25 protein-coding genes are annotated in these 25,480 nt (G+C 69.9%); 21 read left to right on the forward strand and 4 right to left on the reverse strand.

The window, feature by feature from the left end; translation table 11 throughout:
* The first annotated feature begins 3 nt into the window (after positions 1–3).
* From ON26_RS08800 to hisI, 10 genes are all read left to right on the forward strand, one after another.
* Complete coding sequence (locus ON26_RS08800; protein ID WP_040795617.1) at positions 4–1,749, forward strand: penicillin-binding transpeptidase domain-containing protein; 1,746 nt, start codon at positions 4–6, stop codon at positions 1,747–1,749.
* A 181-nt stretch (positions 1,750–1,930) separates the two neighbouring features.
* A complete protein-coding gene (locus ON26_RS08805) occupies positions 1,931–3,460 on the forward strand; it encodes a serine/threonine-protein kinase (RefSeq protein ID WP_040795525.1) in 1,530 nt (509 codons plus the stop codon).
* 128 nt (positions 3,461–3,588) lie between these two features.
* Entirely contained in the window at positions 3,589–4,926 is a 1,338-nt protein-coding gene (gene hisD, locus ON26_RS08810) for a histidinol dehydrogenase (RefSeq protein WP_040795526.1), read from the forward strand.
* Positions 4,923–6,119: a histidinol-phosphate transaminase gene (locus tag ON26_RS08815; RefSeq protein ID WP_085998974.1), complete on the forward strand. Its 1,197-nt coding sequence runs from the start codon at positions 4,923–4,925 to the stop codon at positions 6,117–6,119. Before hisD ends, ON26_RS08815 begins: the two co-directional genes overlap by 4 nt.
* Entirely contained in the window at positions 6,116–6,757 is a 642-nt protein-coding gene (gene hisB, locus ON26_RS08820; RefSeq protein WP_040795527.1) for an imidazoleglycerol-phosphate dehydratase HisB, read from the forward strand. The genes ON26_RS08815 and hisB overlap by 4 nt, the downstream gene beginning before the upstream one ends.
* Entirely contained in the window at positions 6,754–7,389 is a 636-nt protein-coding gene (hisH, locus tag ON26_RS08825; protein ID WP_040795528.1) for an imidazole glycerol phosphate synthase subunit HisH, read from the forward strand. Before hisB ends, hisH begins: the two co-directional genes overlap by 4 nt.
* A gap of 61 nt (positions 7,390–7,450) precedes the next feature.
* Positions 7,451–8,182 (forward strand): bifunctional 1-(5-phosphoribosyl)-5-((5-phosphoribosylamino)methylideneamino)imidazole-4-carboxamide isomerase/phosphoribosylanthranilate isomerase PriA, encoded by a 732-nt coding sequence (gene priA, locus ON26_RS08830; RefSeq protein WP_040795529.1) that lies wholly within the window; start codon positions 7,451–7,453, stop codon positions 8,180–8,182.
* Positions 8,183–8,191: 9 nt separating this feature from the next.
* A complete protein-coding gene (locus tag ON26_RS08835; protein WP_051026848.1) occupies positions 8,192–9,037 on the forward strand; it encodes an inositol monophosphatase family protein in 846 nt (281 codons plus the stop codon).
* A complete protein-coding gene (gene hisF / locus ON26_RS08840) occupies positions 9,034–9,807 on the forward strand; it encodes an imidazole glycerol phosphate synthase subunit HisF (protein ID WP_040795530.1) in 774 nt (257 codons plus the stop codon). The genes ON26_RS08835 and hisF overlap by 4 nt, the downstream gene beginning before the upstream one ends.
* A gap of 44 nt (positions 9,808–9,851) precedes the next feature.
* The gene (gene hisI / locus ON26_RS08845; protein WP_040795531.1) at positions 9,852–10,199 is read left to right on the forward strand and encodes a phosphoribosyl-AMP cyclohydrolase; all 348 of its coding nucleotides are present in this window, start codon (positions 9,852–9,854) and stop codon (positions 10,197–10,199) included.
* Positions 10,200–10,246: 47 nt separating this feature from the next.
* Here the strand turns inward: hisI and ON26_RS08850 are convergent, their stop codons facing one another.
* Both ON26_RS08850 and ON26_RS08855 read right to left on the reverse strand, forming a co-directional pair.
* On the reverse strand, positions 10,247–10,738 hold the full coding sequence (locus ON26_RS08850; protein WP_040795532.1) for a MarR family winged helix-turn-helix transcriptional regulator: 492 nt from the start codon (positions 10,736–10,738) through the stop codon (positions 10,247–10,249).
* Between the two features lie 191 nt (positions 10,739–10,929).
* Positions 10,930–11,391, reverse strand: coding sequence for a peroxiredoxin (locus tag ON26_RS08855; RefSeq protein ID WP_040795533.1), 462 nt, complete (start codon positions 11,389–11,391; stop codon positions 10,930–10,932).
* Between the two features lie 86 nt (positions 11,392–11,477).
* Between ON26_RS08855 and ON26_RS08860 the strand changes: the two genes are divergently transcribed.
* The 9 genes from ON26_RS08860 to ON26_RS08900 all read left to right on the forward strand — a co-directional run bounded on the left by ON26_RS08860 (position 11,478) and on the right by ON26_RS08900 (position 21,698).
* Positions 11,478–13,025, forward strand: coding sequence for an anthranilate synthase component I (locus tag ON26_RS08860; protein ID WP_040795620.1), 1,548 nt, complete (start codon positions 11,478–11,480; stop codon positions 13,023–13,025).
* Entirely contained in the window at positions 13,022–13,873 is an 852-nt protein-coding gene (locus tag ON26_RS08865) for a TIGR02234 family membrane protein (RefSeq protein ID WP_083883949.1), read from the forward strand. The genes ON26_RS08860 and ON26_RS08865 overlap by 4 nt, the downstream gene beginning before the upstream one ends.
* 185 nt (positions 13,874–14,058) lie before the next feature.
* Positions 14,059–14,877: an indole-3-glycerol phosphate synthase TrpC gene (gene trpC / locus ON26_RS08870; RefSeq protein ID WP_040795534.1), complete on the forward strand. Its 819-nt coding sequence runs from the start codon at positions 14,059–14,061 to the stop codon at positions 14,875–14,877.
* Entirely contained in the window at positions 14,877–16,172 is a 1,296-nt protein-coding gene (gene trpB, locus ON26_RS08875) for a tryptophan synthase subunit beta (RefSeq protein ID WP_040795535.1), read from the forward strand. The genes trpC and trpB overlap by 1 nt, the downstream gene beginning before the upstream one ends.
* On the forward strand, positions 16,169–16,969 hold the full coding sequence (gene trpA, locus ON26_RS08880) for a tryptophan synthase subunit alpha (protein ID WP_040795536.1): 801 nt from the start codon (positions 16,169–16,171) through the stop codon (positions 16,967–16,969). Before trpB ends, trpA begins: the two co-directional genes overlap by 4 nt.
* 62 nt (positions 16,970–17,031) lie before the next feature.
* The gene (lgt, locus tag ON26_RS32185; protein WP_083883950.1) at positions 17,032–18,465 is read left to right on the forward strand and encodes a prolipoprotein diacylglyceryl transferase; all 1,434 of its coding nucleotides are present in this window, start codon (positions 17,032–17,034) and stop codon (positions 18,463–18,465) included.
* A 238-nt stretch (positions 18,466–18,703) separates the two neighbouring features.
* The gene (locus tag ON26_RS08890) at positions 18,704–19,201 is read left to right on the forward strand and encodes a TM2 domain-containing protein (protein WP_040795537.1); all 498 of its coding nucleotides are present in this window, start codon (positions 18,704–18,706) and stop codon (positions 19,199–19,201) included.
* 167 nt (positions 19,202–19,368) lie between these two features.
* Positions 19,369–20,790 carry a pyruvate kinase gene (gene pyk / locus ON26_RS08895; protein ID WP_174375387.1) on the forward strand — a complete coding sequence of 474 codons (1,422 nt, stop codon included), beginning with the start codon at positions 19,369–19,371 and terminating at the stop codon, positions 20,788–20,790.
* Positions 20,790–21,698, forward strand: coding sequence for an acyl-CoA thioesterase (locus tag ON26_RS08900; protein WP_245545777.1), 909 nt, complete (start codon positions 20,790–20,792; stop codon positions 21,696–21,698). The genes pyk and ON26_RS08900 overlap by 1 nt, the downstream gene beginning before the upstream one ends.
* A gap of 120 nt (positions 21,699–21,818) precedes the next feature.
* Here ON26_RS08900 and ON26_RS08905 read toward each other — a convergent pair whose 3' ends face one another.
* Both ON26_RS08905 and ON26_RS08910 read right to left on the reverse strand, forming a co-directional pair.
* Positions 21,819–22,244, reverse strand: coding sequence for a hypothetical protein (locus ON26_RS08905; RefSeq protein WP_040795538.1), 426 nt, complete (start codon positions 22,242–22,244; stop codon positions 21,819–21,821).
* Positions 22,245–22,405: 161 nt separating this feature from the next.
* The gene (locus tag ON26_RS08910; RefSeq protein ID WP_040795539.1) at positions 22,406–23,020 is read right to left on the reverse strand and encodes an arsenate reductase/protein-tyrosine-phosphatase family protein; all 615 of its coding nucleotides are present in this window, start codon (positions 23,018–23,020) and stop codon (positions 22,406–22,408) included.
* 699 nt (positions 23,021–23,719) lie between these two features.
* Here ON26_RS08910 and ON26_RS34170 point away from each other — a divergent pair.
* On the forward strand, positions 23,720–23,962 hold the full coding sequence (locus ON26_RS34170; RefSeq protein ID WP_157171828.1) for a hypothetical protein: 243 nt from the start codon (positions 23,720–23,722) through the stop codon (positions 23,960–23,962).
* 174 nt (positions 23,963–24,136) lie between these two features.
* Positions 24,137–24,622, forward strand: a complete 486-nt coding sequence (locus tag ON26_RS33220) for a DUF6630 family protein (RefSeq protein ID WP_157171829.1) — start codon at positions 24,137–24,139, stop codon at positions 24,620–24,622.
* The last annotated feature ends 858 nt before the right edge of the window (positions 24,623–25,480 follow it).

The raw sequence follows: 25,480 nt of genomic DNA on the forward strand, positions 1-25,480 counted from the left end.
CGCGTGCGTACCAACCGGAGCAAACTCGCCGTCCTGTTCGCCGCACCCGTGCTCGTCCTGGTCTCCTGTAGCTCGGGCCCGGATCAGCCGGAGACCGTCGCGGGCCGGTTCGCCGACGCGCTCGACAGCGGCGATGTGGCGGCGGTCGCCGCGCTCACCGACGATCCGGCGCGAGCGACGGCGACGTTGAACCAGCTCTACGACGGCCTGGGCACCGACGTCCACTACGAGGTGCGCGGGGGCGAGGGCGACGGATTCACCCTCGCCGCCACCTGGAAGCTCGGCGCGGCCGGCGACGAATGGACCTACACCACAACGGGCCTCACCACGGGCGGCGAGGACCCGGTGATCCGCTGGGACCCGGCGACGATCGCCCCCGGCCTGGACAAGGGCACGCTGGAATACGGTCTCACCAGGTCGGCGCCCGCCCGGGTGCTGGACGCGGCGGGCGGCGCGTTGATGACCGAGCAGATCGTCACGCTGGTGAACGTCTCCGCCGAGGCCGATACCGCCGCGGTGGCCGCGTTGCTGTCGCCGCTCGCCCCCGGCATCACCGCCGAGAGCCTGCGGGCCGAGTTGGCGCAGCAGGGCGCACCGGTCACCGCAGTCACGCTGCGCGCCGAGGACATCGCGCCTATCCAGGAGCGGCTGGCCGCGTTGCCCGGTGTCGCACTCGCACCGCAGACCCGGCTGCTGACCGTCGACAAGGCGCTGGCCTCGCCCGCTCTCGGTGGACTGGCCGAACTCTGGCAGAGCGAGGCCGACGATGCGGCCGGCTGGGCGGTGCGCGTGCGTACCCAGCAGGGCACCGAACGCATCGCCGGCGAGGATCCCCGGCCGACCTCCGACATCGCCACCACCCTCGATCTCGGTCTGCAACGGGCGGCCGAAGCCGCGCTCACGCCGCTGACCGGGCCCGCGGCGATCGTGGCGATCCGGCCGTCCACCGGCGAGGTGCTGGCGATCGCGCAGAACTCCGCCGCGGACGCGCAGGGCCCGATCGCGTTGTCGGGGCTGTATCCGCCGGGGTCGACGTTCAAGACGGTGACCGTCTCGGCGGCATTGCAGGCGGGCGAAGCCACCCCCGACTCCGTGCTGCCCTGTCCGGGCGCTGCGACCATCGAAGGCCGCCGGATTCCCAACGACGACGATTTCGATCTCGGCGAGGTCCCCCTGCACACCGCCTTCGCGCGCTCCTGTAACACCACGATGGGCCTGCTCGGGGTGCGCCTGCCCGCCGACGGGCTGACCCGCGCCGCGGCGCAGCTCGGACTCGGCATCGACTATGTGACCCCGGGCCTGACCACCGTGACGGGCTCGGTGCCGCCCGCCGAGACGTCCGCCGCCCGGGTGGAGGCCGCCATCGGGCAGGGCGCGGTCACCGCCTCGCCGTTCGGGATGGCGCTGGTCGCGGCATCCATCGCGGACGGATCGCTGCCCGTTCCGGCGGTGGTCGCCGGACGTCCCGGCACCGCGGACCGGCAGCCGGAGCCGCTGCCCGCCACGGTGGCCGAACAGCTGCGCACCATGATGCGCGAGACTGTGACCGGCGGCACTGCGACGGCGCTCGCCGACATCCCCGGCGTGCTGGGCAAGACCGGCACCGCGGAGTACATCGACGACACCCACGCGCACGGCTGGTTCGTCGGTATCGCCGATGATCTGGCGTTCGCGGTGTTCGCCGCGGACGCGGGCAGCTCGGCTCCCGCCGTGGCGGCGGCGGGCCGGATGCTGCGCGCGCCACGGTAGCCGTCGGCTATCCTTCGACGTCGCCGGAGCCGGGCCCATTTTCGCGGTCGCGCAGACCCCGGCTGACGCGTGCCGAAGTCCCACGGCCCGCTACACTCGTCGGCGGGCCGCACCTGCGGTCAACATGTGGGATGTCACGATTTCGAGAAGGTTCGGAGTAGGCGCCATCGATACCGGTCAGTTGATCGCGGAGCATTACCGCCTGGTCGAGCGGATTGGTAGCGGCGGCACAGGCGTGGTCTGGCGTGCCACGGACGAGCGCCTGCGACGTTCCGTGGCGATCAAGCAGATACAGATCAAGCCCAGCCTGCCCGAGGCCGAGCGCGACATCATGCGTCAGCGGGCGATCCGCGAGGCGCGCAACGCCGCCCGGTTCCAGCATCCCAACGCCATCGTGGTCTTCGACATCACCGAGCACGACGGCGATCCCTGCCTGGTGATGGAATACCTGCAGTCGCGCAGCCTGGCCGCGGTGCTGGCCGCCCAGGGCACCCTGCCGCTGACGCAGGTGGCCCGGATCGGCGAGCAGGTCGCCTCGGCGCTGATCGCCGCGCACAACGCGGGCATCGTGCACCGCGACGTGAAACCGGGCAATGTGCTGCTCGACGATCACGGCACGGTCAAGATCACCGACTTCGGCATCTCGCGCGCCGCGGGCGATGCCACCCTCACCGAAACCGGCCTCATCTGCGGCACCGCCGCCTACCTCGCGCCCGAGGTGGCCCGCGGGTCGGATCCGACTCCGGCCGCCGATGTTTTCTCCCTCGGCGCGACGCTGTTCCACGCGCTCGAGGGCGAGCCGCCCTACGGCGCCAGCGCCAACCCCCTCGCGGTGCTCTACGCCGCGGCCAACGGGCAGGTCAGCCAGCCACGCAATGCGGGGCCCGCGACCGAGTTCCTGCTCGCGCTGCTCGATCCCGATCCCGACGTGCGGCCCAGCATGCGGGTCGCGCGCGACACACTAACGGCCTTCGCCGACGCAGGCTCGGCCGCGCCGGTCGGGTTCGTCCCGGCCAGCGAGGCCTACGCCCGCAGGCAGGGCGGCGAACCCGACGCGGCCACCAGGGCGCTTCGTTCGCCCGCCCCCGTGCACCAGCCCACCCGGCAGGAGCGCCCGCTGCCGCCCCCGCAGCGCGGCGTGGCCCATCCGGAGACGGCCGCCCATCCCACCACCGCGCCCGCGCGTTCGGGTTCGGGTTCGGCCAGTGGTGGCAAGCGTCGCGCGGTGCTGATCGGCGGGCTGGCGGGCGGGCTGGTCGCGGTCTCGGCGCTGCTGATCGGAACGATGAACGACTCGGAGTCCAACGGCTCGGTGGCGCAAGCGAATACACCCGTCTCCTCGACGACCAAGCCCGGTGCGACCACCACCACGGCAGCGGCGCTCGGCGCGACGCCGAGCAGCGGCACCGTCGACTGGGGTTCGGCCGGTCAGCTGATCGTCGACTTCTACAACAGCCCGAGCAGCTCCTGGTCGTTGCTGACCCCGGCCGCGCAGGCCGCCTACGGCAGCCAGCAGGACTTCCAGGACTACTGGAATTCGCGCATTATCGAGAGCTTCGCCAATATCAACGCCGCCACCGGCGCCAACAACAGCGACGGCTCGGTCGACATGCGCCTGGGCAATATCACCGTCGGCGGCACCTCCAAGCCGATGGTCCTGCGGGTTGTCGCGCACAACGGCAGGTTGCTCATCGACAGCGACACCCGCTAGTCGTTCCCCGCCTCGACCCGGGGACCGGGGACGGAGGGTGACGTTCCGCACCGACGGCCGACCATTAGGCTGGTAGCGGCAACTTTCCTGTTGCCGCACGTCCGCCAGACGAAGGAATCGACACCGACATGACATCCCGCATCGAGCTCGCCCGCGTCGATCTGCGCGGTCGCACTCCTTCCACTGCCGAGCTGCGCGCCGCGCTGCCGCGTGGAGGGGTCGACGTGGACTCGGTGCTCCATCATGTCCGGCCGGTGGTCGAGGCCGTCCGCGATCGCGGCGCGGCGGCGGCGCTGGAGTACGGCGAGAAGTTCGACGGAGTCGTCCCGGAGACCGTGCGGGTGCCCGCCGAGCAGCTGCGGCGCGCGCTCGACGAACTCGATCCCGCGGTCCGCGCGGCGCTCGAGGAGTCCATCTCCCGCGCCCGCAAGGTGCATGCCGACCAGCGGCGCACCGACACCACCACCGAGGTGGTGCCCGGCGGCACGGTCACCGAACGGTGGGTGCCGGTGGAGCGGGTCGGGCTGTATGTGCCCGGCGGCAACGCCGTCTACCCCTCGAGCGTGGTCATGAACGTGGTGCCCGCCCAGGCCGCCGGCGTCGGCTCGCTGGTGGTGGCCTCCCCGCCACAGGCGAACTTCGGCGGGCTGCCGCACCCGACCATCCTGGCCGCCGCGCAGCTGCTCGGCGTCGACGAGGTGTGGGCGGTCGGCGGTGCGCAGGCCGTGGCACTGCTGTCCTACGGCGGCACCGACACCGACGGCGGCGAACTCGCCCCGGTCGACCTGATCACCGGCCCCGGCAATATCTATGTGACGGCCGCCAAGCGGCTGTGCCGCGGCCTGGTCGGGATCGACGCCGAAGCCGGCCCCACCGAGATCGCGATCCTGGCCGACGCCACCGCCGATCCGGCGCACGTGGCCGCCGACCTCATCAGCCAGGCCGAGCACGACGTGCTCGCCGCGAGCGTGCTGGTCACCGACAGCCAGGCGCTGGCCGACGCGGTGGATGCCGCGCTGTCCGCGCAGATGCCCGTGGTCAAGCACGCCGAACGGGTGCGCAGCGCGCTGACCGGCGCGCAGTCGGGCACCGTGCTGGTCGACGACATCGACCAGGGTCTGCGGGTGGTCGACGCCTACGCCGCCGAGCACCTGGAGATCCAGACCGCCGACGCCCCGGCCGTGGCCGCGCGGGTGCGCAACGCGGGCGCGGTGTTCGTCGGCCCGTACGCGCCGGTCAGCCTGGGCGACTACTGCGCGGGCTCCAATCACGTGCTGCCCACCGCGGGCTGCGCCCGGCACTCCTCTGGGCTGAGCGTGCAGACCTTCCTGCGCGGCATCCACGTCGTCGAATACACCGAGGCGGCGTTGAAGGACGTGGCAGGCCACGTGGTGGCGCTGTCGACCGCCGAGGATCTGCCCGCGCACGGCCAGGCCGTGACGGTGCGATTCGAGGCGCTGGCATGAGCCGGGTCGACGACGTGAACGCTCCCGCCGTGCCCGGCGCGGCCGCGACCCTGGCCGATCTGCCGCTGCGGGAGAATCTGCGCGGCAAATCGCCTTACGGCGCACCGCAATTGACCGTGCCGGTGCAGCTCAACACCAACGAGAATCCGCACCCGCCGAGCAAGGCGCTCGTCGACGATGTCGCCGAGGCTGTGCGCGCGGCCGCCGCGGACCTGCACCGCTACCCGGACCGCGATGCCGTCGCGCTGCGCACCGACCTCGCCGAGTACCTGACCCGCCAGACCGGCGTCGCCGTGGCCACCGCGAACGTGTGGGCGGCGAACGGCTCCAACGAGATCCTGCAGCAGTTGCTGCAGGCCTTCGGCGGGCCCGGTCGCAGCGCGCTGGGCTTCGTGCCCTCGTACTCGATGCACCCGATCATCTCCGAGGGCATCGACACCGAATGGGTGGAGGCCAAGCGCAACGCCGACTTCTCCCTGGATGTCGACTACGCGGTGGCGACCATCGCCGAGCGCCGTCCCGACGTGGTGTTCGTGACGAGCCCGAACAATCCGACCGGGCACAGCATCCCGTTCGAGGATCTGGCGCGCATCCTGGAAGCCGCGCCGGGCATCGTCGTGGTGGACGAGGCCTACGCCGAGTTCTCCGCGCAGCCCAGCGCCATCGGGCTGATCGACCGGTTCCCGGCGAAGCTGGTGGTCAGCCGGACCATGAGCAAGGCGTTCGCCTTCGCCGGCGGGCGGCTCGGCTATCTGGTCGCCGCTCCGGCGGTGATCGACGCGCTGCTGCTGGTGCGGCTGCCCTATCACCTGTCGGTGGTCACCCAGGCCGCCGCCCGGGCCGCGCTGCGCCATGCCGACGAAACCCTCGGCAGCGTCGCCGAATTGGCGGCCCAGCGCGACCGGGTCGCCGCGGCGCTGACCGAGATGGGTTACCACGTGGTGCCCAGCGACGCGAACTTCCTGCTGTTCGGCCCCTTCACCGACGCCCCGCGCGCCTGGCAGCGCTATCTCGAGCACGGCGTGCTCATCCGCGATGTCGGCATCCCCGGGCAGCTGCGCGCCACCGTCGGCCTGGCCGCCGAGAACGACGAGTTCCTGCGGGTGAGCGAACTGCTGGCCGCCGACGAGATCGCGGGCGGCCCAGCACTTTCCGGCGCGGCGGTTTCCAACGACGAACGAGGCACGAAATGATCGAGGACCACCGCACCGCGCGCGTCGAACGCGTCACCAAGGAATCCAGCATCGTCGTCGAGCTCGACCTCGACGGCACCGGCCGCACCGACATCAGCACCGGCGTGCCGTTCTACGACCACATGCTCACCGCGCTGGGCGCGCACGCCAGCTTCGACCTGACGGTGCGGGCCGAGGGCGACATCCAGATCGAGGCGCACCACACCGTCGAGGACACCGCCATCGTGTTCGGACAGGCGCTCGGGCAGGCGTTGGGCGACAAGAAGGGAATTCGCCGCTTCGGCGACGCGTTCATCCCGATGGACGAGACGCTCGCGCACGCCTCGGTCGACGTCTCCGGGCGCCCCTACTGCGTGCACGTCGGCGAGCCGGACCACCTGCTTCACGCGGTGATCCCCGGTTCCCCGGTGCGCGGCAGCGGCGATCCGGGCGCGCCGTACTCGACGGTGCTCAACCGGCACGTCTTCGAGTCGATCGCCCTCAATGCCCGCATCGCCCTGCACGTGCGGGTGCTCTACGGACGCGACCAGCACCACATCACCGAGGCCGAGTTCAAGGCGGTGGCCCGCGCGCTGCGCGCCGCCGTGGAACCGGACCCGCGGGTCACCGGTGTGCCGTCGACGAAGGGATCACTGTGACAACGAAATCCGTCGCCCTGCTGGACTACGGCTCCGGCAACCTGCACTCGGCCGAGCGGGCCCTGGTGCGGGCGGGCGCGCAGGTCGAGGTGACCGCCGACCCGCAGGTCGCCCTGGCCGCCGACGGTCTGGTGGTGCCCGGCGTCGGCGCGTTCGCCGCCTGCATGGACGGGCTGCTCGCGGTGCGCGGGGAGAAGATCATCGGCCAGCGCCTGGCCGGCGGACGCCCGGTGCTCGGCATCTGCGTCGGCATGCAGATCCTGTTCGAGCGCGGCGTCGAGTTCGGCGTCCAGACCGACGGCTGCGCCGAATGGCCCGGCGTGGTGGAACGCCTCGACGCGCCCGTGCTGCCGCACATGGGCTGGAACACCGTCGACGCGCCCGAGGACAGCGTGCTGTTCGCGGGCCTGGACGCCGACACCCGCTTCTACTTCGTGCACTCCTACGCCGCACAGAAGTGGGAGCTGCCGCCGAACGACCACATCGCCGCCCCGAAGCTCACCTGGGCCGAGCACGGTACCCGGTTCCTGGCCGCCGTCGAGAACGGCCCGCTCTCGGCCACCCAGTTCCACCCGGAGAAATCCGGCGACGCGGGAGCACAACTGCTGCGCAACTGGGTGGGCGCGCTGTAGATCGGGCGCCATGCCCGGCCCGGGCACAGACCACGGCCGGGCAGCTACTAAGCTGCCCAAAGTGAGTCTTGTGCTGCTTCCCGCCGTCGATGTCGCCAATGGAGAGGCCGTGCGCCTCGTTCAGGGGGAGGCCGGTAGCGAAACCAGCTACGGCTCGCCGCGCGAGGCGGCGCTGGCGTGGCAGGAGGCCGGCGCCGAATGGGTGCACCTGGTCGATCTGGACGCGGCGTTCGGCCGCGGGTCCAATCGTGAACTGCTCGCCCAGGTCGTCGGCGAGCTCGATGTGAAAGTCGAACTGTCCGGCGGTATCCGCGACGACGCCTCGCTCGAGGCCGCGCTGGCCACCGGCTGCGCCCGGGTGAACCTCGGCACCGCCGCCCTCGAGGACCCGCAGTGGTGTTCGGCGGCCATCGCCAAGCACGGCGAGCGCATCGCCGTCGGCCTGGACGTGCGCATCATCGACGGCGACTACCGGCTGCGCGGGCGCGGCTGGGTCAGTGACGGCGGCGACCTGTGGGAGGTGCTCGAGCGCCTGGAGGGCGACGGCTGCTCGCGCTACGTGGTCACCGATGTCACCAAGGACGGCACCCTGACCGGACCGAATCTGGACCTGCTGCGCGAGGTCTGCGCGGCCACCGACGCGCCGGTGATCGCCTCGGGCGGCGTGTCCACCATCGACGACCTGGTCGCGATCGCGGGCCTGGTGCCCGACGGGGTGGAGGGCTCGATCGTCGGCAAGGCGCTGTACGCGGGCCGGTTCACCCTGCCCGAAGCCCTGGCCGCGGTGCGCTGACCCGAGACGATGGCTGCCGACCCGAACGCCGACCTACCCGATCTGCCCGGCCTGCTCGACATCGCGAGTGACATCCTCGACGGCGCGGCCGAGCGCTTCGTCCACGGCATCGGCGCGCCGAGCGCGGTCGCCAAAGGCAGCAACGACTTCGCCACCGAATTCGACCTCGAACTGGAACGCACGGTGTCCGCGGCCCTGCGCGAGCGCACCGGAATCGCCGTGCACGGTGAGGAATTCGGCGGCCCGCAGCTCACTTCGGGAACGGCGTGGGTGCTCGACCCGATCGACGGCACCTTCAACTACTCCTCCGGGCATCCGCTCTCGGCCATCCTGCTGGCTCTCGTCCACGACGGTGAGCCGGTGGTCGGGCTGACCTGGCTGCCGTTGATGGGCAGGCGCTACGCCGCCGTGCAGGGCGGACCGCTGCTGATCGACGGCGATCCGATGCCGCCGCTGCCGACCGGCAAACTGGCCGAATCCATGATCGGTTTCGGCACGTTCAATCTGGACTCGAACGGCCGCATCCCTGGCCGCTTCCGGTTCGACCTGCTCGGCTCCCTGAGCACCTTGTCCTCCCGGGTGCGCATGCACGGCTCGACCGGTATCGATCTGGCCTTCACCGCCTCCGGCGTGCTCGGCGGCGCCATCGTGTTCGGCCACCATCCGTGGGACAACGCGGCCGGAGTCGCCCTGGTGCGGGCGGCGGGCGGCGTGGTCACCGATCTGGCGGGACAGCCGTGGACGATCACCTCGGGCTCGGTGCTGGCCGCCGCGCCCGGGGTGCACGCCGAACTGCTGGAGATGATCTGCGCGGTCGCCGAACCTGCGGCCGCCGAGGAAGGAATCGAGCGATGACACTGGCGGTACGCGTGATCCCGTGCCTGGACGTGGACGCGGGCCGGGTGGTCAAGGGCGTCAACTTCCAGAACCTGCGCGACGCGGGCGACCCGGTCGAACTGGCCGCGAGCTACGACGCCCAGGGCGCCGACGAGCTGACCTTCCTCGATGTCACCGCCTCCACCGGCGATCGCGGCACCATGATCGACGTGGTCACCCGCACCGCCGAGCAGATCTTCATCCCGCTCACCGTCGGCGGCGGCGTGCGCACCGTCGAGGACGTGGACCGGCTGCTGCGCGCGGGCGCGGACAAGGTGTCGGTGAACACCGCCGCCATCGCCCGGCCCGAGGTGCTGCGCGAGATGTCGGAGCGGTTCGGCTCGCAGTGCATCGTGCTCTCGGTGGACGCGCGGACGGTGCCCGAGGGCGAGCCGCCGACCCCGTCGGGCTGGGAGGTCACGACACACGGCGGCAAGCGCGGTACCGGCATCGACGCCGTCGAGTGGGCCGAGCGGGGCGCCGAACTCGGCGTCGGCGAGATCCTGCTCAACTCGATGGATGCCGACGGCACCAAGGCCGGTTTCGACCTGGCGATGATCCGCGCGGTGCGGGCCGCGGTGTCCATTCCGGTGATCGCCAGCGGCGGCGCGGGAGCGGTGGAGCATTTCGCCCCCGCCGTCCGGGCCGGCGCCGACGCGGTGCTGGCGGCCAGCGTGTTCCACTTCGGTGACCTCACCATCGGTCAGGTCAAGGACTCGTTGCGCGCTGCCGACCTGGTGGTGCGCTGAACCCCGTCGCCGCGGCGCCCGGCGCCGGAGGATATAACGGAACCATGACTCTGGACCCCGCTATCGCAGCCCGGCTCAAGCGCAACGAGGCCGGGCTGGTCGCCGCCGTCGCACAGGAACGCGCGACCGGCGATGTGCTGATGATGGCGTGGATGGACGACGAGGCGCTGGCCCGCACACTCGAAACCCGCCGCGCGACTTACTATTCGCGTTCGCGGCAGCAGTACTGGGTCAAGGGCGAGACGTCCGGGCACACCCAGTACGTGCACGAAGTGCGGCTGGATTGCGACGGTGACACCATCCTGCTCGTGGTCGATCAGGAAGGCGCCGCCTGTCACACCGGCTCGCACACCTGCTTCGATACCGACGTGCTGCTCGGCGCGCCCGCCTAGGTCCGGCGCTGCCGTCGGCGCGCGGCGCCGGGCGGATGCCGCGCGGATCAGATGCGGAAGAACTGCTCGGAATCCTCTTTGGCGCGCCCGAGTTCGGCATCGAGCTGCCTGCGCACCGTCACGGCGATATCGGCCAGTGCGGTCTTCTGCTCGTCGTCGAGGCCGCGGAAGACCAGTTGGCTCACCGTGGCGATGTAGCCGGGGGTGGCCCCGACGGTGGTCAGATATCCCTCGTCGGTGAGTACGGCTTGGACGCCGCGCTTGCCCTCGGTCACCGACCGCTTCGCCAGGCCGAGCCGTTCGAGCTTGGACACGACATGAGACAGGCGTGACAACGAGGAGTTCACCTTGTGCGCGAGTTCGCTCATCTGCAAGCGGTGCCCCGGCTCGTGCGACAACACGGTCATCACCACGAACTCGAAATGCGTGATGCCCGAATCCCGCTGCAACTTGGTGTCCAGTGTGCTCGGGAGCCGGTTCAGGAGGGCGACTATGGCGTTCCACGCCTTCTGTTCGACCGGCTCCAGCCACTGCGCCATCTGCGCCCCCTTCCGAAATCAGGCGGCGTTGGAAGGAGACCGCCACCACTGACTCCGAGTTTGCCACGGCTTCGCTCGCTAGTCATAGCGCAGGCGGGAGCGGTGAAATCATTCACATCCGGATCATTTCCAGCCGGTAGCGACATCGGGTGCCGTATGCCCGTCCGTCCGGCCGGCAGCCTGGCGCGGGGCTACTTCGCGCGCTTGCGCAGGAACGTCAGTGCGTCGTCGGCGTGGACGTTCGCCCGTAGTTCACCGGTGATCACAGTGAGCACCGTGCGATCGGTGTCGATGACGAAGGTGTGCCGCTTGACCGGAGCGATCTTGCCCAGCAGACCGCGCTTGACCCCGAACTGCGCGGCCACCGTCCCGTCGGCGTCCGACAGCAGCGGATAGTCCAGACGCTGAGAATCGGCGAACCCCGCCTGGGTGCCGACCGCGTCGGTGCTGATCCCCGCACAGGAGACGCCCAGCGCGGCGAACTCGGCACTCAGGTCGCGGAAGTGGCAGGCCTCGGCGGTACACACCGGAGTGTTGGCGGCGGGGTAGAAGAACAGCACCAGGGGGCCCGCGGCGAGCAACTCGTCGAGGGAGCGCGCCGTCCCGGTTTGATCGGGAAGTGTGAAATGTGGGGCCTGAGCACCTTTCTGCATTCCTGGACAGTACCGGCAGGCGGCCGATCTCGGGCCTGGGAAGTCCCGCCGCGCTCGCCGTGGACGCGGCCTGGGATGATGGGCCCATGCCAGTCGCGACCGATCCCACGACCACGACCCGTGCACAGTTCCGGCAGCTGGCCGCCGAACACCGGGTCGTGCCGGTGACCCGAAAGGTATTGGCGGACTCCGAGACTCCGCTCTCGGCCTACCGCAAGCTGGGCGGTGACCGCCCCGGCACCTTCCTGTTCGAATCCGCGGCCAACGGCAAGTCGTGGTCGCGCTGGTCGTTCATCGGCGCCGGAGCGCCCTCGGCGCTGACCGTGGTGGACGGCGAGGCCGCTTGGCTCGGCCACATCCCCGCCGACGCGCCATCGGGTGGCGATCCGCTCGACGCCCTGCGCGAGACCCTCGAACTGCTGCGCACCGAGCGCCTGCCCGGCTTGCCGCCGCTGACCGGCGGCATGGTCGGCTATCTCGGCTACGACGCCGTGCGGCGCATGGAGCGGTTGCCCGCGCTGGCGACCGACGACCTGAACCTGCCCGAGATGGTGTTGCTGCTGGCCACCGACCTGGCCGCCTTCGACCACCACGAAGGCGCCATCACGCTGATCGCGAACGCCGTCAACTGGAACGGCACGGCCGAGCACGTGGACGAGGCCTACGACGACGCGCTCGCACGCCTGGACCGGATGACCGAGGCGCTGGCCGCGCCCGCCGCCTCCACGGTGTCGGTCTTCGACCGTCCCGAGCCGCAGTTCCGGCGCGGTCGCACCTCCGAGCAGTTCGGCGCGGGCGTGCGCAGGCTGGTGAAGGAGATCGAGGCGGGCGAGGCTTTCCAGGTGGTGCTCTCGCAGCGCTTCGAGATGGACTACGACGGCGCTCCCATCGATCTGTACCGGATGCTGCGTGCCTCGAATCCGAGCCCGTACATGTATCTGATGCATATCCCCGACGCGGACGGCGACACCGCCTTCTCCATCGTCGGTTCCAGCCCGGAATCACTGGTGACCGTCGTCGACGGCGTCGCCACCACGCACCCGATCGCGGGCACCCGCTGGCGCGGGGCCAGCGAGGAGGACGACCTGCTGCTGGAGAAGGACCTGCTGGCCGACGAGAAGGAGAACGCCGAGCACCTGATGCTCGTCGATCTCGGCCGCAACGATCTGGGCCGGGTGTGCACGCCGGGCACGGTGAAGGTCACCCAGTACCGCCACATCGAGCGCTACAGCCACGTCATGCACCTGGTCTCCACCGTGTCCGGTCATCTCGCGCCGGGCAAGGTCGCCCTCGACGCGGTACGGGCCTGCTTCCCGGCAGGCACGCTGTCCGGCGCGCCGAAGGTTCGCGCGATGGAGCTGATCGAGGAGATCGAGCCGACCCGGCGCGGGGTGTACGGCGGCGTCGTCGGTTACCTGGATTTCGCCGGTGACGCCGACACCGCGATCGCCATCCGCACCGCCCTGCTCAAGGACGGCATCGCCTACGTCCAGGCGGGCGCGGGCGTGGTCGCCGACTCCGACCCCGACTACGAGGACGTCGAGTCCCGCAACAAGGCGATGGCCGTGCTCAAAGCCGTCGCCGCCGCCGGGACCGTGCGTCCCTTCTCGGCCGACAACGGTGGGCCCCGATGACCTCCCCCGACTCGGACCCGACCGGCGAGGCGGAGGGCACGCCTGCCGCGTCGGAGCACCCCGACGCGGCCGCCGGTCCGGCCCGGCCGGACTCGGATCGCGGTGCCCCCGCCGCCGCGGCTCACCTGGACCCCGCCGCCGACCCGGACCGATACGACGCGGCCGGTGACCAAGCGGCCGTGGTCCCCGTCGCGCCGCGCCGGGCCCGCCCGATCGTGCCCGTGATCCTGCTGGCGGTGGCCGCCGCGCTCATGTGGGGCGTGTCCCGGCTCACCTGGGTGACCGTCTCCTCGGCAGACGGCCTGACCGAACCCCGTGTCGACGAATTGAAGGGCGCGGTCTGGTTCGGCGCGCTCACCCCGCTGGCCCTGGTGCTGCTGGCCGCCATCGCGGCGGTGCTGGCGACCAAGGGCTGGCTGCGCAGACTGGTCGGCGTCCTGGTTGCGCTGATCGGCGCGGTGACCGCCGTGCCCGCCTTCGCGCTGCTCACCGGTTCCGGCGCGACCGCCGAGCGCGCGGGCGCGCTGGCCGAGCTGCCGGGCCGGGCCACCGTGACCGACGTGCAGACCTCCGTCCTGCCCGCGGTGGTGACCGTCGTCGCCGCCCTGTGCGCGTTCGGCGCCGGCCTGCTGCTGGCCAGGATGCCGCGCGAGACGCAGGGGCTGACCGGCCGCTACGACGCGCCGGGCACGCGCAAGGCGGCAGCCGCGGAGGCGGTCGCCGAGCGGCGCGCGCAGGAGGGCTCGGCGCTCTCCGAACGGGTGCTGTGGGACGCGCTCGACGCGGGGGAGGACCCCACCGAGGACAACCCGCGGACGGGTGACGGTCCGCCGGGCTCGCCGACGTGACGTGAGACCACCCGTGCCGCCCTGCTCGGGTGGCATCGTCTATCAGATCGGCTCGCGCAGATCCCCGCCACCCCGCCGCCGAGCCGGGACAACCACCCATTTATTCTTTGTCGATATCGGTGAGACAGCGCCTTGGGGGATTCTCAGGCAGCAAGTGGCGTCTCCCAGGAAAGGATTCGAGCCAGATGACGGTACTCGACTCGATTCTCGATGGGGTTCGCGCGGACGTGGCCGCCCGCGAGGCTTTCCTGGACTTCCCGTCCATCAAGGCAGCCGCGGCGAAGGCCCCCGCGCCCCTCGATGCTCGGGCCGCTCTGCTGGAAGACGGCATCGGCGTGATCGCCGAGGTCAAGCGGGCCAGTCCGTCGAAGGGCGCGCTGGCCGACATCCCGGATCCGGCGTACCTCGCCAAGGCCTACGAGGACGGCGGGGCCCGCGTGATCAGCGTGCTCACCGAGGGCAGGCGCTTCGGCGGCTCGCTCGACGACCTCGACGCCGTGCGCGCCGCGGTGAGCATCCCGATCCTGCGCAAGGACTTCGTCGTCGGCCCGTACCAGATCCACGAGGCACGCGCGCACGGCGCCGATGTGATCCTGCTGATCGTGGCCGCCCTGGAACAGGACGTGCTCGCCTCGCTCATCGACCGCACCGAATCGCTCGGCATGACCGCCCTGGTCGAGGTGCACACCGAGGAAGAGGCCGACCGCGCACTGGAGGCCGGCGCCTCGGTCATCGGTGTCAACGCCCGCAATCTCAAGACCCTCGAGGTCGATCGCGATGTGTTCGCGCGGATCGCCCCCGGCCTGCCCACCGAGGTGATCCGGGTGGCCGAGTCGGGCATCCGCGGCACCGCCGATCTGCTCGCCTACGCGGGCGCGGGCGCCGACGCCGTGCTCGTGGGTGAAGGCCTGGTGACCAGTGGCGACCCGCGTGGCGCGGTGTCGGAGCTGGTGACCGCGGGCACTCACCCGTCCTGCCCGAAGCCCGCGCGAAGGGGTCGCTGATGACATCGATCGATCTGCCCAAGGCCAGCGCCGGGGTCGCCCACCCGAGCGCGCACGAGCCCGATCACGGCGGTCATTTCGGCGTCTACGGCGGCAGGCACGTCCCCGAGGCGCTGATGGCGGTGATCGAGGAGGTCACGGCCGATTACGAGAAGTGCCGCACCGACCACACCTTCCTCGACGAACTCGACCGGCTGCAGCGCGACTACACCGGCCGGCCCTCCCCGGTGTTCGAATGCACCCGGCTGGCCGAGCACGCGGGCGGCGCGCGCATCGTGCTCAAGCGCGAGGACCTGAATCACACCGGCTCGCACAAGATCAACAATGTGCTCGGCCAGGTGTTGCTGGCCAAGCGGATGGGCAAGAAGCGCGTCATCGCCGAGACCGGCGCGGGCCAGCACGGCGTGGCCACCGCCACCGCCTGTGCGCTGCTCGGCCTCGAGTGCGTGATCTACATGGGCGCGGTCGACACCGCCCGCCAGGCCCTGAACGTGGCGCGCATGCGCCTGCTCGGCTCCGAGGTGGTCTCGGTGACCACCGGTTCGCAGACCCTCAAGGACGCGATCAACGAGGCGCTGCGCGACTGGGTCACCAACGCCGAGGACACCTACTACTGCTTCGGCACCGCCGCGGGCCCGCACCCGTTCCCGATGATGGTGCGCGACTTCCAGCGCATCATCGGCCTGGAGGCGCGCGAGCAGATCCGCGAGCTCACCGGCAGGCTGCCCGACGCGGTCGCGGCCTGTGTGGGCGGCGGATCCAACGCCATCGGCATCTTCCACGCCTTCCTCGACGATCCGGGCGTGCGCCTGATCGGCTACGAGGCCGCGGGCGACGGCGTCGAGACCGGCCGCCACGCCGCCACCTTCACCGGGGGCACCCCCGGTGCCTTCCAGGGCGCCTACTCGTACCTGTTGCAGGACGAGGACGGCCAGACCATCGAATCCCATTCCATCTCCGCGGGATTGGACTACCCCGGGGTGGGGCCCGAGCACGCGCTGCTCAAGGACATCGGCCGGGCCGAGTACCTGCCGATCACCGACACCGAGGCGATGGACGCGCTGCTGCTGCTCAGCCGCAGCGAGGGCATCATCCCGGCCATCGAGTCCGCGCATGCCGTGGCGGGCGCGCTGAAGCTGGGCAAGGAGCTCGGCGAGGGCGCGATCATCCTGGTCAATCTGTCCGGTCGCGGCGACAAGGACATGGACACCGCAGCCCGCTGGTTCGGTCTGTTCGACGACGCCGCGCCCGCTCCCGGCGCGGAGAACACCACCGGCAAGGAGTCCGACCAGTGAGTCAGCAGTCCCGTCTCGCCGCCACCTTCGCCGCCGCGCGCGCCGAACACCGCGCCGCGCTGATCGGCTACCTCCCGGCGGGCTACCCGGACCTCGACCAGTCGATCGCCACGGTGCGCGCGATGGTCGAATCCGGTTGCGACATCATCGAAGTGGGCGTGGCCTACTCCGATCCGGTGATGGACGGACCCACCATCCAGGCCGCGGCCGAGCAGGCCCTGCGTGGCGGCGTACGCGTGCGCGACGTGTTCAAGGTCGTCCAGGCCGTCGCCGACGCGGGCGGTCAGGCAGTGGTGATGACCTACTGGAATCCGGTGCTCGCCTACGGTGTCGATCGCTTCGCCCGTGATCTGGAAGCCGCGGGCGGCGCGGGCTTGATCACGCCGAACCTGATCCCCGAGGAAGCCGACGAGTGGTTCATCGCTTCGGCCACCCACAATCTCGACCGCATCTTCCTGGTCGCGCCCTCCTCGACCGAGGAGCGCCTGGTGAAGACCCTGGAAGCCAGCCGCGGCTTCGTCTACGCGGCCTCCACCATGGGCGTCACCGGCGCACGTGACGCGGTGTCCTCGGCCGCGCCCGCGCTGTGCTCGCGCATCCGGTCGCATTCCGACATCCCGATCGGCGTCGGTCTCGGCGTGCGCAGCGGCGCGCAGGCCGCCGAGATCGCCGCCTACGCCGACGGCGTGATCGTCGGTTCGGCGCTGGTCAGCGCGGCAGGCGAAGGCTTGGACGCGGTGCGCGCACTCACCTCCGAGCTCGCCGAGGGCGTGCGTTCGGCGACCGTCGCCTCCTAGTCGCGCGCGTCCGGTCACCGGCCGGATCGCCCGCGGCACAGGGTCTCGACTACGGTGGCCCCGTGACCTTACGAAGCGATGTGCTGGCCTACATCCCCAGCCCCGCGCAGGGTGTGTGGAACCTCGGGCCGTTTCCGTTGCGGGCCTACGCCCTGTGCATCATCCTGGGCATCATCGTCGCCATCTGGTGGGGCGAGCGGCGCTGGCAGGCACGCGGCGGCCGCGAGGGCACGGTGCTCGACGTCGCGATGTTCGCGGTGCCGTTCGGCCTGATCGGCGGCAGGCTCTATCACGTCGCGACGGACTGGGAGAAGTACTTCGGCCAGGGCGCGCGCCCGATCGAGGCCCTCTACATCTGGCAGGGCGGCCTCGGCATCTGGGGCGCGGTCTTCCTCGGCGGCATCGGCGCCTGGCTGGCCTGCCGCATCTACCGGATCCCGTTGCCCGCCTTCGGCGATGCCATCGCGCCGCCGGTACTGCTGGCCCAGGCCATCGGACGCCTCGGCAACTGGTTCAACCAGGAACTCTACGGCCGCGAGACCACCGTGCCGTGGGGCCTGGAGATCTACCCGCGCTTCGACGCGAACGGCGATCCGGACGCGATGGCCGGCGTCTCCAACGGCGTCGTGGAGAAGATCGTGCATCCCACCTTCCTCTACGAACTGCTGTGGAACGTGCTCGTGGTGGTGCTGCTGGTGCAGATCGACAAGCGCTATCGCATCGGCCACGGTCGTCTGTTCGCGCTCTACGTCGCCGGCTACAGCTTCGGCCGTTTCTTCGTGGAGTTGATGCGCGACGACGAGGCCACCGAGATCTTCGGCATCCGCATCAACAACTTCACCTCCGCGCTGGTGTTCCTCGCCGCGCTCGCCTACGTCGTGTTCGCGACGAAGGGCAGGGAGCACCCCAGCCGCCTGCAGCCCGGCGCCACCACCCGTCCGTGGCCGTGGCAATGGAAGGCACTGCGCGCGGCGGGGCCCGAGGCGAACACGCCCGCGCCCGCCGAACCGGAGACCGTGACGTTCGACGGCGCGGACGGGGAGTCCGTCGCGGCGAAGGCCGACAGCGAGCCGGCGAAGGGCGCCGCCGCAAAGGGCGCCGCCGCAAAGGGCGCCGCCGAAAAGGGCGATGCGAAAGACTCCGGTCCCGAGGACGCCGATCCCGAGCGGGGGACCGGTGCGGCCGCTGCCGGGGAGACCGATTCGGCGACTGCCGATGCCGAGAGCGCAGGCGTGGAGCAGACCGGCTCGAAGAAGGCCGCCGCCGACGAGCCGGGCACCGCGGAGCGGCAAGCCGAGACGGCCGCAGGCGAACCGACCGCTGCCGACACGACCGCTGTCGCCGAGGACGGCGAATCCCCGGCATCCGGGGCAGCCGAAAAGCCCGCAGCTGCCGAGGAATCCGCGCAGGCCGCAGAGCCCGCCGATAACCCGAAGGCCGACGAGGCGGCGTCCGCCGGGAAATCCGGGAAGCCGAGCGCGGGCAGCGCCGGCTAGGAAGACGGCGCACGCCGAGAAGCTCGCCGCGGCAATGCGGCAACGAAACCACCACCGACCGCGATAACGAGTCGAGACCCGCCCTCCGGCGGTCATCGGCCGCGCGGCCAGTGGATGGCCGGGGCGACAAAACGGGTCGAGACCGGCAAGAATGACGCGTGATCGTCGCGGGGTGCCCCGAACCGATCGCGTGAACGGGGGCCAATAGGAGGTGCCCGCACGAATGAGGAGGACATGAGTGACCGACCCCTACCAGAACAACCCGGGCTACGGTGCCCCGCAGTACGGCCCGGCCGGAACGGGTCCGGACCTGAACAAGGGTCAGGGCCAGCAGCCGTACGGTCAGCAGAGTGACCCGTACGCCCAGCAGCAGCAGCCCTACGGCCAGCCGCCCGCGGGTTACGGCCAGCCGCCCGCCGGTTACGGGCAGCCGGGTGGCTACCCGCCCGCCATGCCGCAGGGCTACAACCCGAACGACCCGGAAGCGCCCTACGGTCGCGACCCGTTCGGCGTGCCGTTCTCGGACAAGCAGAAGCTGACCGCGGGTCTGCTGCAGATCTTCCTCGGCAGCTTCGGCGTCGGCCGCTTCTACCTCGGCCACACCGGCATCGCCATCGCCCAGATCGCCGTCACCTGGCTGACCTGTGGCCTCGGCGCCATCTGGCCGCTGATCGACGGCATCATGATCCTGACCGGCAAGGTGCCGGACGCCCAGGGGCGCCCGCTGCGCGACTGATCCGCGGTCCGGCCCGATCGACGACGGGCACCTTCCCGACCGGGAAGGTGCCCGTCGTGCTGTCCGGGCGCCCGGGCGACACGCCGGGGCCGTCCACGCCGGAGTTCACGCACTCTTCATCGAGGCCGCAACCGCCTCCACCCGAGGGGCAGGACTACGCTCTACCCGTGATGCGACGGACGAAGATTGTGTGCACACTCGGCCCGGCCACTGCCACCGAGGAACGTATCCGCGAACTCGTCGAGAGCGGTATGGACGTGGCGCGGCTGAACTTCAGCCACGGCGACCACAGTGACCACGCCGAGAACTACAAGAAGGTGCGGGAGGCCTCCGACCATGTCGGGCGTGCCGTCGGCATCCTGGCCGATCTGCAGGGCCCCAAGATCCGTCTCGGCCGTTTCGTCGAGAACCGCACGGTGTGGGCCACCGGTCAGGAAGTCCGGATCACCGTCGACGACATCGCGGGTTCGCACGACCGTGTTTCCACCACCTACAAGGAATTGGCCACCGATGCCAAGCCCGGCGACCGCCTGCTGGTCGACGACGGCAAGGTCGGCCTGACCGTCGTTCGCGTCGACGGCAACGACGTGGTCTGCCGGGTGACCGAGGGCGGCCCCGTCTCCAACAACAAGGGCGTCTCGCTGCCCGGCATGGACGTCTCGGTGCCCGCGCTGTCCGAGAAGGACATCGAGGATCTGGAATTCGCGCTGAAGCTCGGCGTGGACTTCATCGCGCTGTCGTTCGTGCGCTCGCCCGCGGACGTCGAACTGGTGCACGACGTGATGGACCGCGTCGGCCGCCGCGTGCCGGTGATCGGCAAACTGGAGAAGCCCGAGGCGATCGACAACCTCGAGGCCATCGTGCTGGCCTTCGACGCGATCATGGTCGCGCGCGGCGATCTCGGCGTGGAGCTGCCGCTCGAGCAGGTGCCGCTGGTGCAGAAGCGGGCCATCCAGATGGCTCGCGAGAACGCCAAGCCGGTCATCGTGGCCACCCAGATGCTCGAATCCATGATCGAGAACTCGCGCCCGACCCGCGCCGAGGCCTCCGACGTGGCCAACGCGGTGCTCGACGGCGCGGACGCGGTGATGCTCTCCGGCGAGACCTCCGTCGGCGTGTACCCGATCGAGACGGTGCGCACCATGGCGCGGATCGTGCACGCGGTGGAGGCCGAGTCCTCGACCCGGGTGCCGCCGCTGACCCACGTGCCCCGTACCAAGCGCGGCGTCATCTCCTACGCCGCCCGCGACATCGGTGAACGCCTCAACGCCAAGGCGCTGGTGGCCTTCACCCAGTCCGGCGACACCGTGCGCCGCCTGGCCCGCCTGCACACCCCGCTGCCGCTGCTGGCGTTCACGCCGCTGCCCGAGGTGCGCAGCCAGCTGGCGCTGACCTGGGGCACCGAGACCTTCATCGTGCCGACCGTGAAGAGCACCGACGCCATGATCCACCAGGTGGATCAGGCGCTGCTCTCGATGGACCGCTACCGTAAGGGCGATCTGGTGGTCATCGTCGCCGGCTCCCCGCCCGGCACCGTCGGATCGACCAACCTGATCCACGTGCACCGCATCGGTGAGGAGGACCATTAGTGAGCATCTCGCTGAGTGATTCCGTCGGCACGGAGTCGGTGCCGGAGGGACCCTCGGACCTCGATGTCTTGCTCGGTCTGCTCGACCTCGACGAAGCCGAGCCCGATGTCTTCATCGGGCACCATCCGGACAAGGTGTGGAGCCGCACTTTCGGCGGTCAGCTCGTCGCCCAGGGCATCATGGCGGCGGGCCGCACCGCGGGCGACCGGACCATCCACGCCGTCAACGCGCATTTCGTGCGCGGCGGCGACCCGAAGCAGCCGATCGAGTACCGGGTGGAGCGCCACCGCGACGGCCGCGCCTTCGCCAACCGGACGGTGACCGCCCTGCAGGACGACCAGGAACTGTTCGTCATGCTGGCCGCCTTCCAGGAGTACGGCAAGGGCCTCGAGCACTCGCACGCCCTGCCCGAGGTGCCCGACCCGGAGACGCTGCCGCGCGTGGAGGCGAGCTTCGTGGGCTTCGAGGACAAGCTCGAGATGTTCATCAAGGCCCCGCGCCCGATCGACATGCGCTACACCAACGACCCGGCCTGGATCCTCAAGGGCACCGGCGAGCGCCTGAACCACAACCGCGTGTGGATGCGCACCGACGGCGCGCTGCCCGACGATCCGCTGATCCACGTGGCGGCGCTGGGCTATTCGTCGGACACCACCGTGCTCGACTCGATCCTCACCACCCACGGCCTGTCGTGGGGTCTGGATCGCATCGTGGCGGCCACGGTGAACCATTCGATCTGGTTCCACCGGCCCTTCCGATTCGACGACTGGGCGCTCTACGCCACCGAATCGCCGGTGGCGGCGGGCTCGCGCGGCTTGGCGACCGGCCGATTCTACTCGCGTGGTGGCGACTTGCTGGCCACCACGGTGCAGGAAGGCATGATCCGGCACTTCCCGGCGCGGCGCTGACTCGTCCGCCGGCGCCGGGCCGGTGCTCGAGGCCGATCGCCGCATCACGCCGAATGCCTGCGCCGGTACGACTGACGTGATATCGGTGCCCGAGATGGTTCTCGGGCACCGATCGCCGTTTCAGAGGATTTCGCGCTCGAATTCGTAGTCGAAGCTGTCGCGCCTGCGCACGGTGATGGTGCGCGGCAGGCCCGAAGCCATGTCGGCACCGGAGGATTCGAGCCCCGCGGTCTCGCCGAGCAATCGCTGCCGCAGCGCATCCAGATCCGGTTCGGTGAGGGCCTCTGGCGCGCCGACCAGGCTCAGCGCGATCTCGTAGGTACTCCTGGGCCCCGGCTGCTCGCCGGGATGCTCCAGCAGCCACTGGGCGGCCAGCAGGATGTGCGCGGGATCCTCCTCGCCCGCGGGCAGGGTGAACCGCCAGGCGAAGACGTCGCGGTCCTGGAGGTGATCGTCCACCACCGTCCGGACGGTGTCGACGACCCGGTCGAGAGTTTCCGGCATGGCATACACATGGAGCGAAAGATCCGATATGCGCTTCGGCATGTCCGATTCCTGTCCCGTGTCGAAGACGTCAACGGCGGAAGGTGTTCGCGGGCAGTGTAATCCCTCGATGCGCACCGGCGACACAGCCGGTGGAGGGAAATTTGCCCGGGAGCGATATTTCCCGGTGCCCGCCGCGACGAACCCGGGACCGCCCAGCCGGCTCAGCCGACGCGCTGAGCGGCCATGAACCTCGGCAGCGGCCGGGCATGCGCGCTCGGCCCGACCACCAGCCGGGGCCGATGTGCCCGTTCCACCGGCTGTTCGTGCGGTGCCAGCGCCCGGAGCAGCGGCACGAGCAGTTCGGCGATGCGATCGCCCACCTCGCAGAAGGCGGCCTCCGACAACCCGACCGGGTCGGCGATGTTCTCCCGCCCCACCAGCGACAGATCATGACGCGCCGCATGCAGTTCGGCGATGGTGTGCGCCCCGGTCAGCTTGGCGATCCGGTGCGCCTGCGGCAACGTGAACGTCCGGGCCCCCGCACCGTAGTCCAGGGCGACCTGATCACGGATCTGCTCGGTCATCGCCAGCACGAGATCCGCCCGGTCCACGTGGGTGGCGGCGAGCCTGCGCGCCCGGAACCCCTCCGGATCCCCGCCCAGCCCCCGCAGCGTCTGCGCGGCGAGCGGCTCGATGGGAAATCCGACCAGCGCGCGGGTCCCCGCACTCTCGGCGGTCAGCCCCGGCAGCCGGTACTCGATGGCGATGGCCTGCGTGAGCCGCTCGGCGATGGCCGACCGGCAGACATTGCCGTTGCAGACGAACAGGACGTGCATGGGCCTACGGTAAAGCGGTCCGCGCAGCCGCAGAAGCTGCGAAAACGCATATCGCGGGTAGGTGCGGACATATTCATCCCGGCGTTGCGTGCCGTATACCGAACGGATCCGGTCATTCAGTCGGACACCCCGCGGATGTCACCGAACCCGGCGGGGGAGCGCCACGACCGGATGGAAACCGATGACGTGCACGAGGTCTCGGATCGAAACCGGCGCCGATGTCGTCGAGAGACGACCGCCGAACATGCCCGGAATCCGGGCAACCGTGAACCGCGGCGATAATGCCGCACCACCTTGGTGCCGAGTGTGGGACTCGAACCCACACGTCCTTTCGGACAACGGTTTTTGAGGTTGTCGCTCCAGGCGTTTGGTGTGGTTGGCCGTTATTTGTGGGAGAGGGGACCGGGCGATGACCTGGTGATCTGGGGTGCGGGATCGTTGGTAAGAATCGGCTCCGCGGGGCGTTGCTGCGGACAGTCTGCGGACCGGCCGCGCTTTGATGCACGTCTAGATCCCTAAAGTGCTTGCGGTCATGTACGGCGCGCCCAACTTGCCATAAGGTCGGCGGCCGAGCCAGATTTCCTACTCTGCGGCTTCGTGGAGAAAGGGGAACCAGTGCGCGGGCCAACGGCCGGGCACTCATCACCCAGATGCGCGGCCGTCCTGCCTGGAACATGCGCTGCCGCTATCGTTGCCTGCATGCCTGAGATGGATGTCCTGGATAAGTGTCCATTGGACGGTCCGTTGCCCGACGGAACCTGTCAGTATGTGGCCCGGGCCGAGCGAGGCCGCTGGGGCAAGTTGTGCAAGAAGCACGCTGATCGTCTGGACAAGTACGGCGACCCATACGCGACTCCGCTGCCGGCGAACTCCAAAGAACCGACGTACGCCACGATCATGGAACGTCGGCGACAGGGCGATCTGAATCGCAACGCTGATTGAGGAGGAGTTCGCTTCTGCTCCGGAGGCAGACTCGGACCGATTTTCCAGGTATCCGACTGGACGGGGCCGTCGCGTCATTTGGCGATTCGGTATTCGGCCGTCCGGCGGTGTTCGGGGTAGTTGTGTCGCTGTTGTGTCATTGGGACGTCAGTGGGGTGCGATACATTCCCTGCCATGTCTGTCGGGGACGAACAACGGGCGGCGCTGTTTGCCATCATCGATCTGTGGGCCGTGTACCGCGATAGGTCACATGAGAGCATGACCTACTCACTCGAGCATCCCGACCCGCGAGGGTTTTGCCCGGACAGCGCGCTCGTCGATGCACTTCGTGAAGATGGACTTATCTACTGCGAATGTCGAATAACGCCGCCACAAATCCGCATGTACCTCGAGGGCCTTCCCGCGACGCCACCTGCGTTGACCTGGGACTGGTTCACATGGACCAACGATGACGCATGGGACTACGACGACATCCAGGAATTCGTTGGCCCACTGGCTGAGGAATGCCTCGCGCTGGATACCGCGGTCGTGGGTGTCGACGTGGAGGGGGATGGATTCACCCTGGGTTTCATCGAGGCGGATAGGGTCGATCAACTGCTCAGCCTGGCCGCGAAGGCTGGGGCGAAAATAGTGGTCCATCATGCGAGGTCGACTAGCTGAATAGTTGCAGGTCACGGCATCGTTGGTGATGGTTGACAGATCGTCGTGACCTGCGAAAACCCCGGCAGACACTGTTGGCGAGATTTGTCGTGCGTACGGCTGCTGCGGACTTGTTCCGGACTACGGGACCACCGTTTGGCCCTGCTGGGTGGTGGGTTGCGCCTGACGGCGGGCTGGCTGCGCCTGCCCCTCATGGGCCTGCCCTTCTCGCGTAGAGGCTCCAGGGTCAAGAGTGGGCGAAGCCCATCCCGTAGGGACGCCATCGGCGCTCTTGAGGCTGGAGGGGCGCGGGAACACAATGCAGGCCACCACACAGCAGGGCCACGCGGCCGAAGGTCGCGCAATGAATGTGGAGAATGTCTCATACGGATTGGCAGTGCGCGGCCGATCGGTACTGACGAGTAGTCCGTCCCTGGCTGAGCAGGTGCGGCGACGACAGCCAGTCGACCGGGCAGAGTGCCAGCGGAATGTGCTCGGCTGCGGGAGGCAAGTTCGGTAGGGCTGGCGTCGTGCCCCGCCCTGCTCGGTTGATGAAGAAGGCGGCCAGATAGGAACCAGTCGGCGTTCTACCCCGTCGCCAAAGCGGTGCCGCGCGGCGGCACCGCTGGGCGGCGCGCCAGCGCCGCCCCTTGATCCTGTATGGCGGAATTCGGCAACAACTGTCGTGAGCGCTTGTCGTGGTTCGACTGATGCTTTACGTGCTGGCTTCACTTGATGCTGAAACCGACGGCCGTCAGTCTGGTCCGGCGGTCGGGCGTGACACATTGTCGCTGTCAGCGAACGATCATGTTGCTACGGTTTAGGTGGATATCCACCTTCTAGGAGATCGGGGCGCTCTGATGTCGCAAACCAAGCGCG

Source organism: Nocardia higoensis NBRC 100133 (assembly GCF_000308595.1).
GTDB lineage: Bacteria > Actinomycetota > Actinomycetes > Mycobacteriales > Mycobacteriaceae > Nocardia > Nocardia higoensis.

What these genes read in the sequence shown, in the direction of transcription:
- ON26_RS08860 (WP_040795620.1), top strand. Translation starts at nt 11,478, where the DNA reads ATGCCAGTCGCGACCGATCCCACGACCACGACCCGTGCACAGTTCCGG.
- ON26_RS08865 (WP_083883949.1), top strand. Translation starts at nt 13,022, where the DNA reads ATGACCTCCCCCGACTCGGACCCGACCGGCGAGGCGGAGGGCACGCCT.
- ON26_RS08815 (WP_085998974.1), top strand. Translation starts at nt 4,923, where the DNA reads ATGAGCCGGGTCGACGACGTGAACGCTCCCGCCGTGCCCGGCGCGGCC.
- hisB (WP_040795527.1), top strand. Translation starts at nt 6,116, where the DNA reads ATGATCGAGGACCACCGCACCGCGCGCGTCGAACGCGTCACCAAGGAA.
- hisF (WP_040795530.1), top strand. Translation starts at nt 9,034, where the DNA reads ATGACACTGGCGGTACGCGTGATCCCGTGCCTGGACGTGGACGCGGGC.
- hisD (WP_040795526.1), top strand. Translation starts at nt 3,589, where the DNA reads ATGACATCCCGCATCGAGCTCGCCCGCGTCGATCTGCGCGGTCGCACT.
- trpB (WP_040795535.1), top strand. Translation starts at nt 14,877, where the DNA reads ATGACATCGATCGATCTGCCCAAGGCCAGCGCCGGGGTCGCCCACCCG.
- ON26_RS08855 (WP_040795533.1), bottom strand. Translation starts at nt 11,391, where the DNA reads ATGCAGAAAGGTGCTCAGGCCCCACATTTCACACTTCCCGATCAAACC.
- ON26_RS34170 (WP_157171828.1), top strand. Translation starts at nt 23,720, where the DNA reads ATGCCTGAGATGGATGTCCTGGATAAGTGTCCATTGGACGGTCCGTTG.
- ON26_RS08850 (WP_040795532.1), bottom strand. Translation starts at nt 10,738, where the DNA reads ATGGCGCAGTGGCTGGAGCCGGTCGAACAGAAGGCGTGGAACGCCATA.
- ON26_RS08905 (WP_040795538.1), bottom strand. Translation starts at nt 22,244, where the DNA reads ATGCCGAAGCGCATATCGGATCTTTCGCTCCATGTGTATGCCATGCCG.
- ON26_RS08910 (WP_040795539.1), bottom strand. Translation starts at nt 23,020, where the DNA reads ATGCACGTCCTGTTCGTCTGCAACGGCAATGTCTGCCGGTCGGCCATC.
- ON26_RS33220 (WP_157171829.1), top strand. Translation starts at nt 24,137, where the DNA reads ATGTCTGTCGGGGACGAACAACGGGCGGCGCTGTTTGCCATCATCGAT.
- ON26_RS08835 (WP_051026848.1), top strand. Translation starts at nt 8,192, where the DNA reads ATGGCTGCCGACCCGAACGCCGACCTACCCGATCTGCCCGGCCTGCTC.
- trpC (WP_040795534.1), top strand. Translation starts at nt 14,059, where the DNA reads ATGACGGTACTCGACTCGATTCTCGATGGGGTTCGCGCGGACGTGGCC.
- hisI (WP_040795531.1), top strand. Translation starts at nt 9,852, where the DNA reads ATGACTCTGGACCCCGCTATCGCAGCCCGGCTCAAGCGCAACGAGGCC.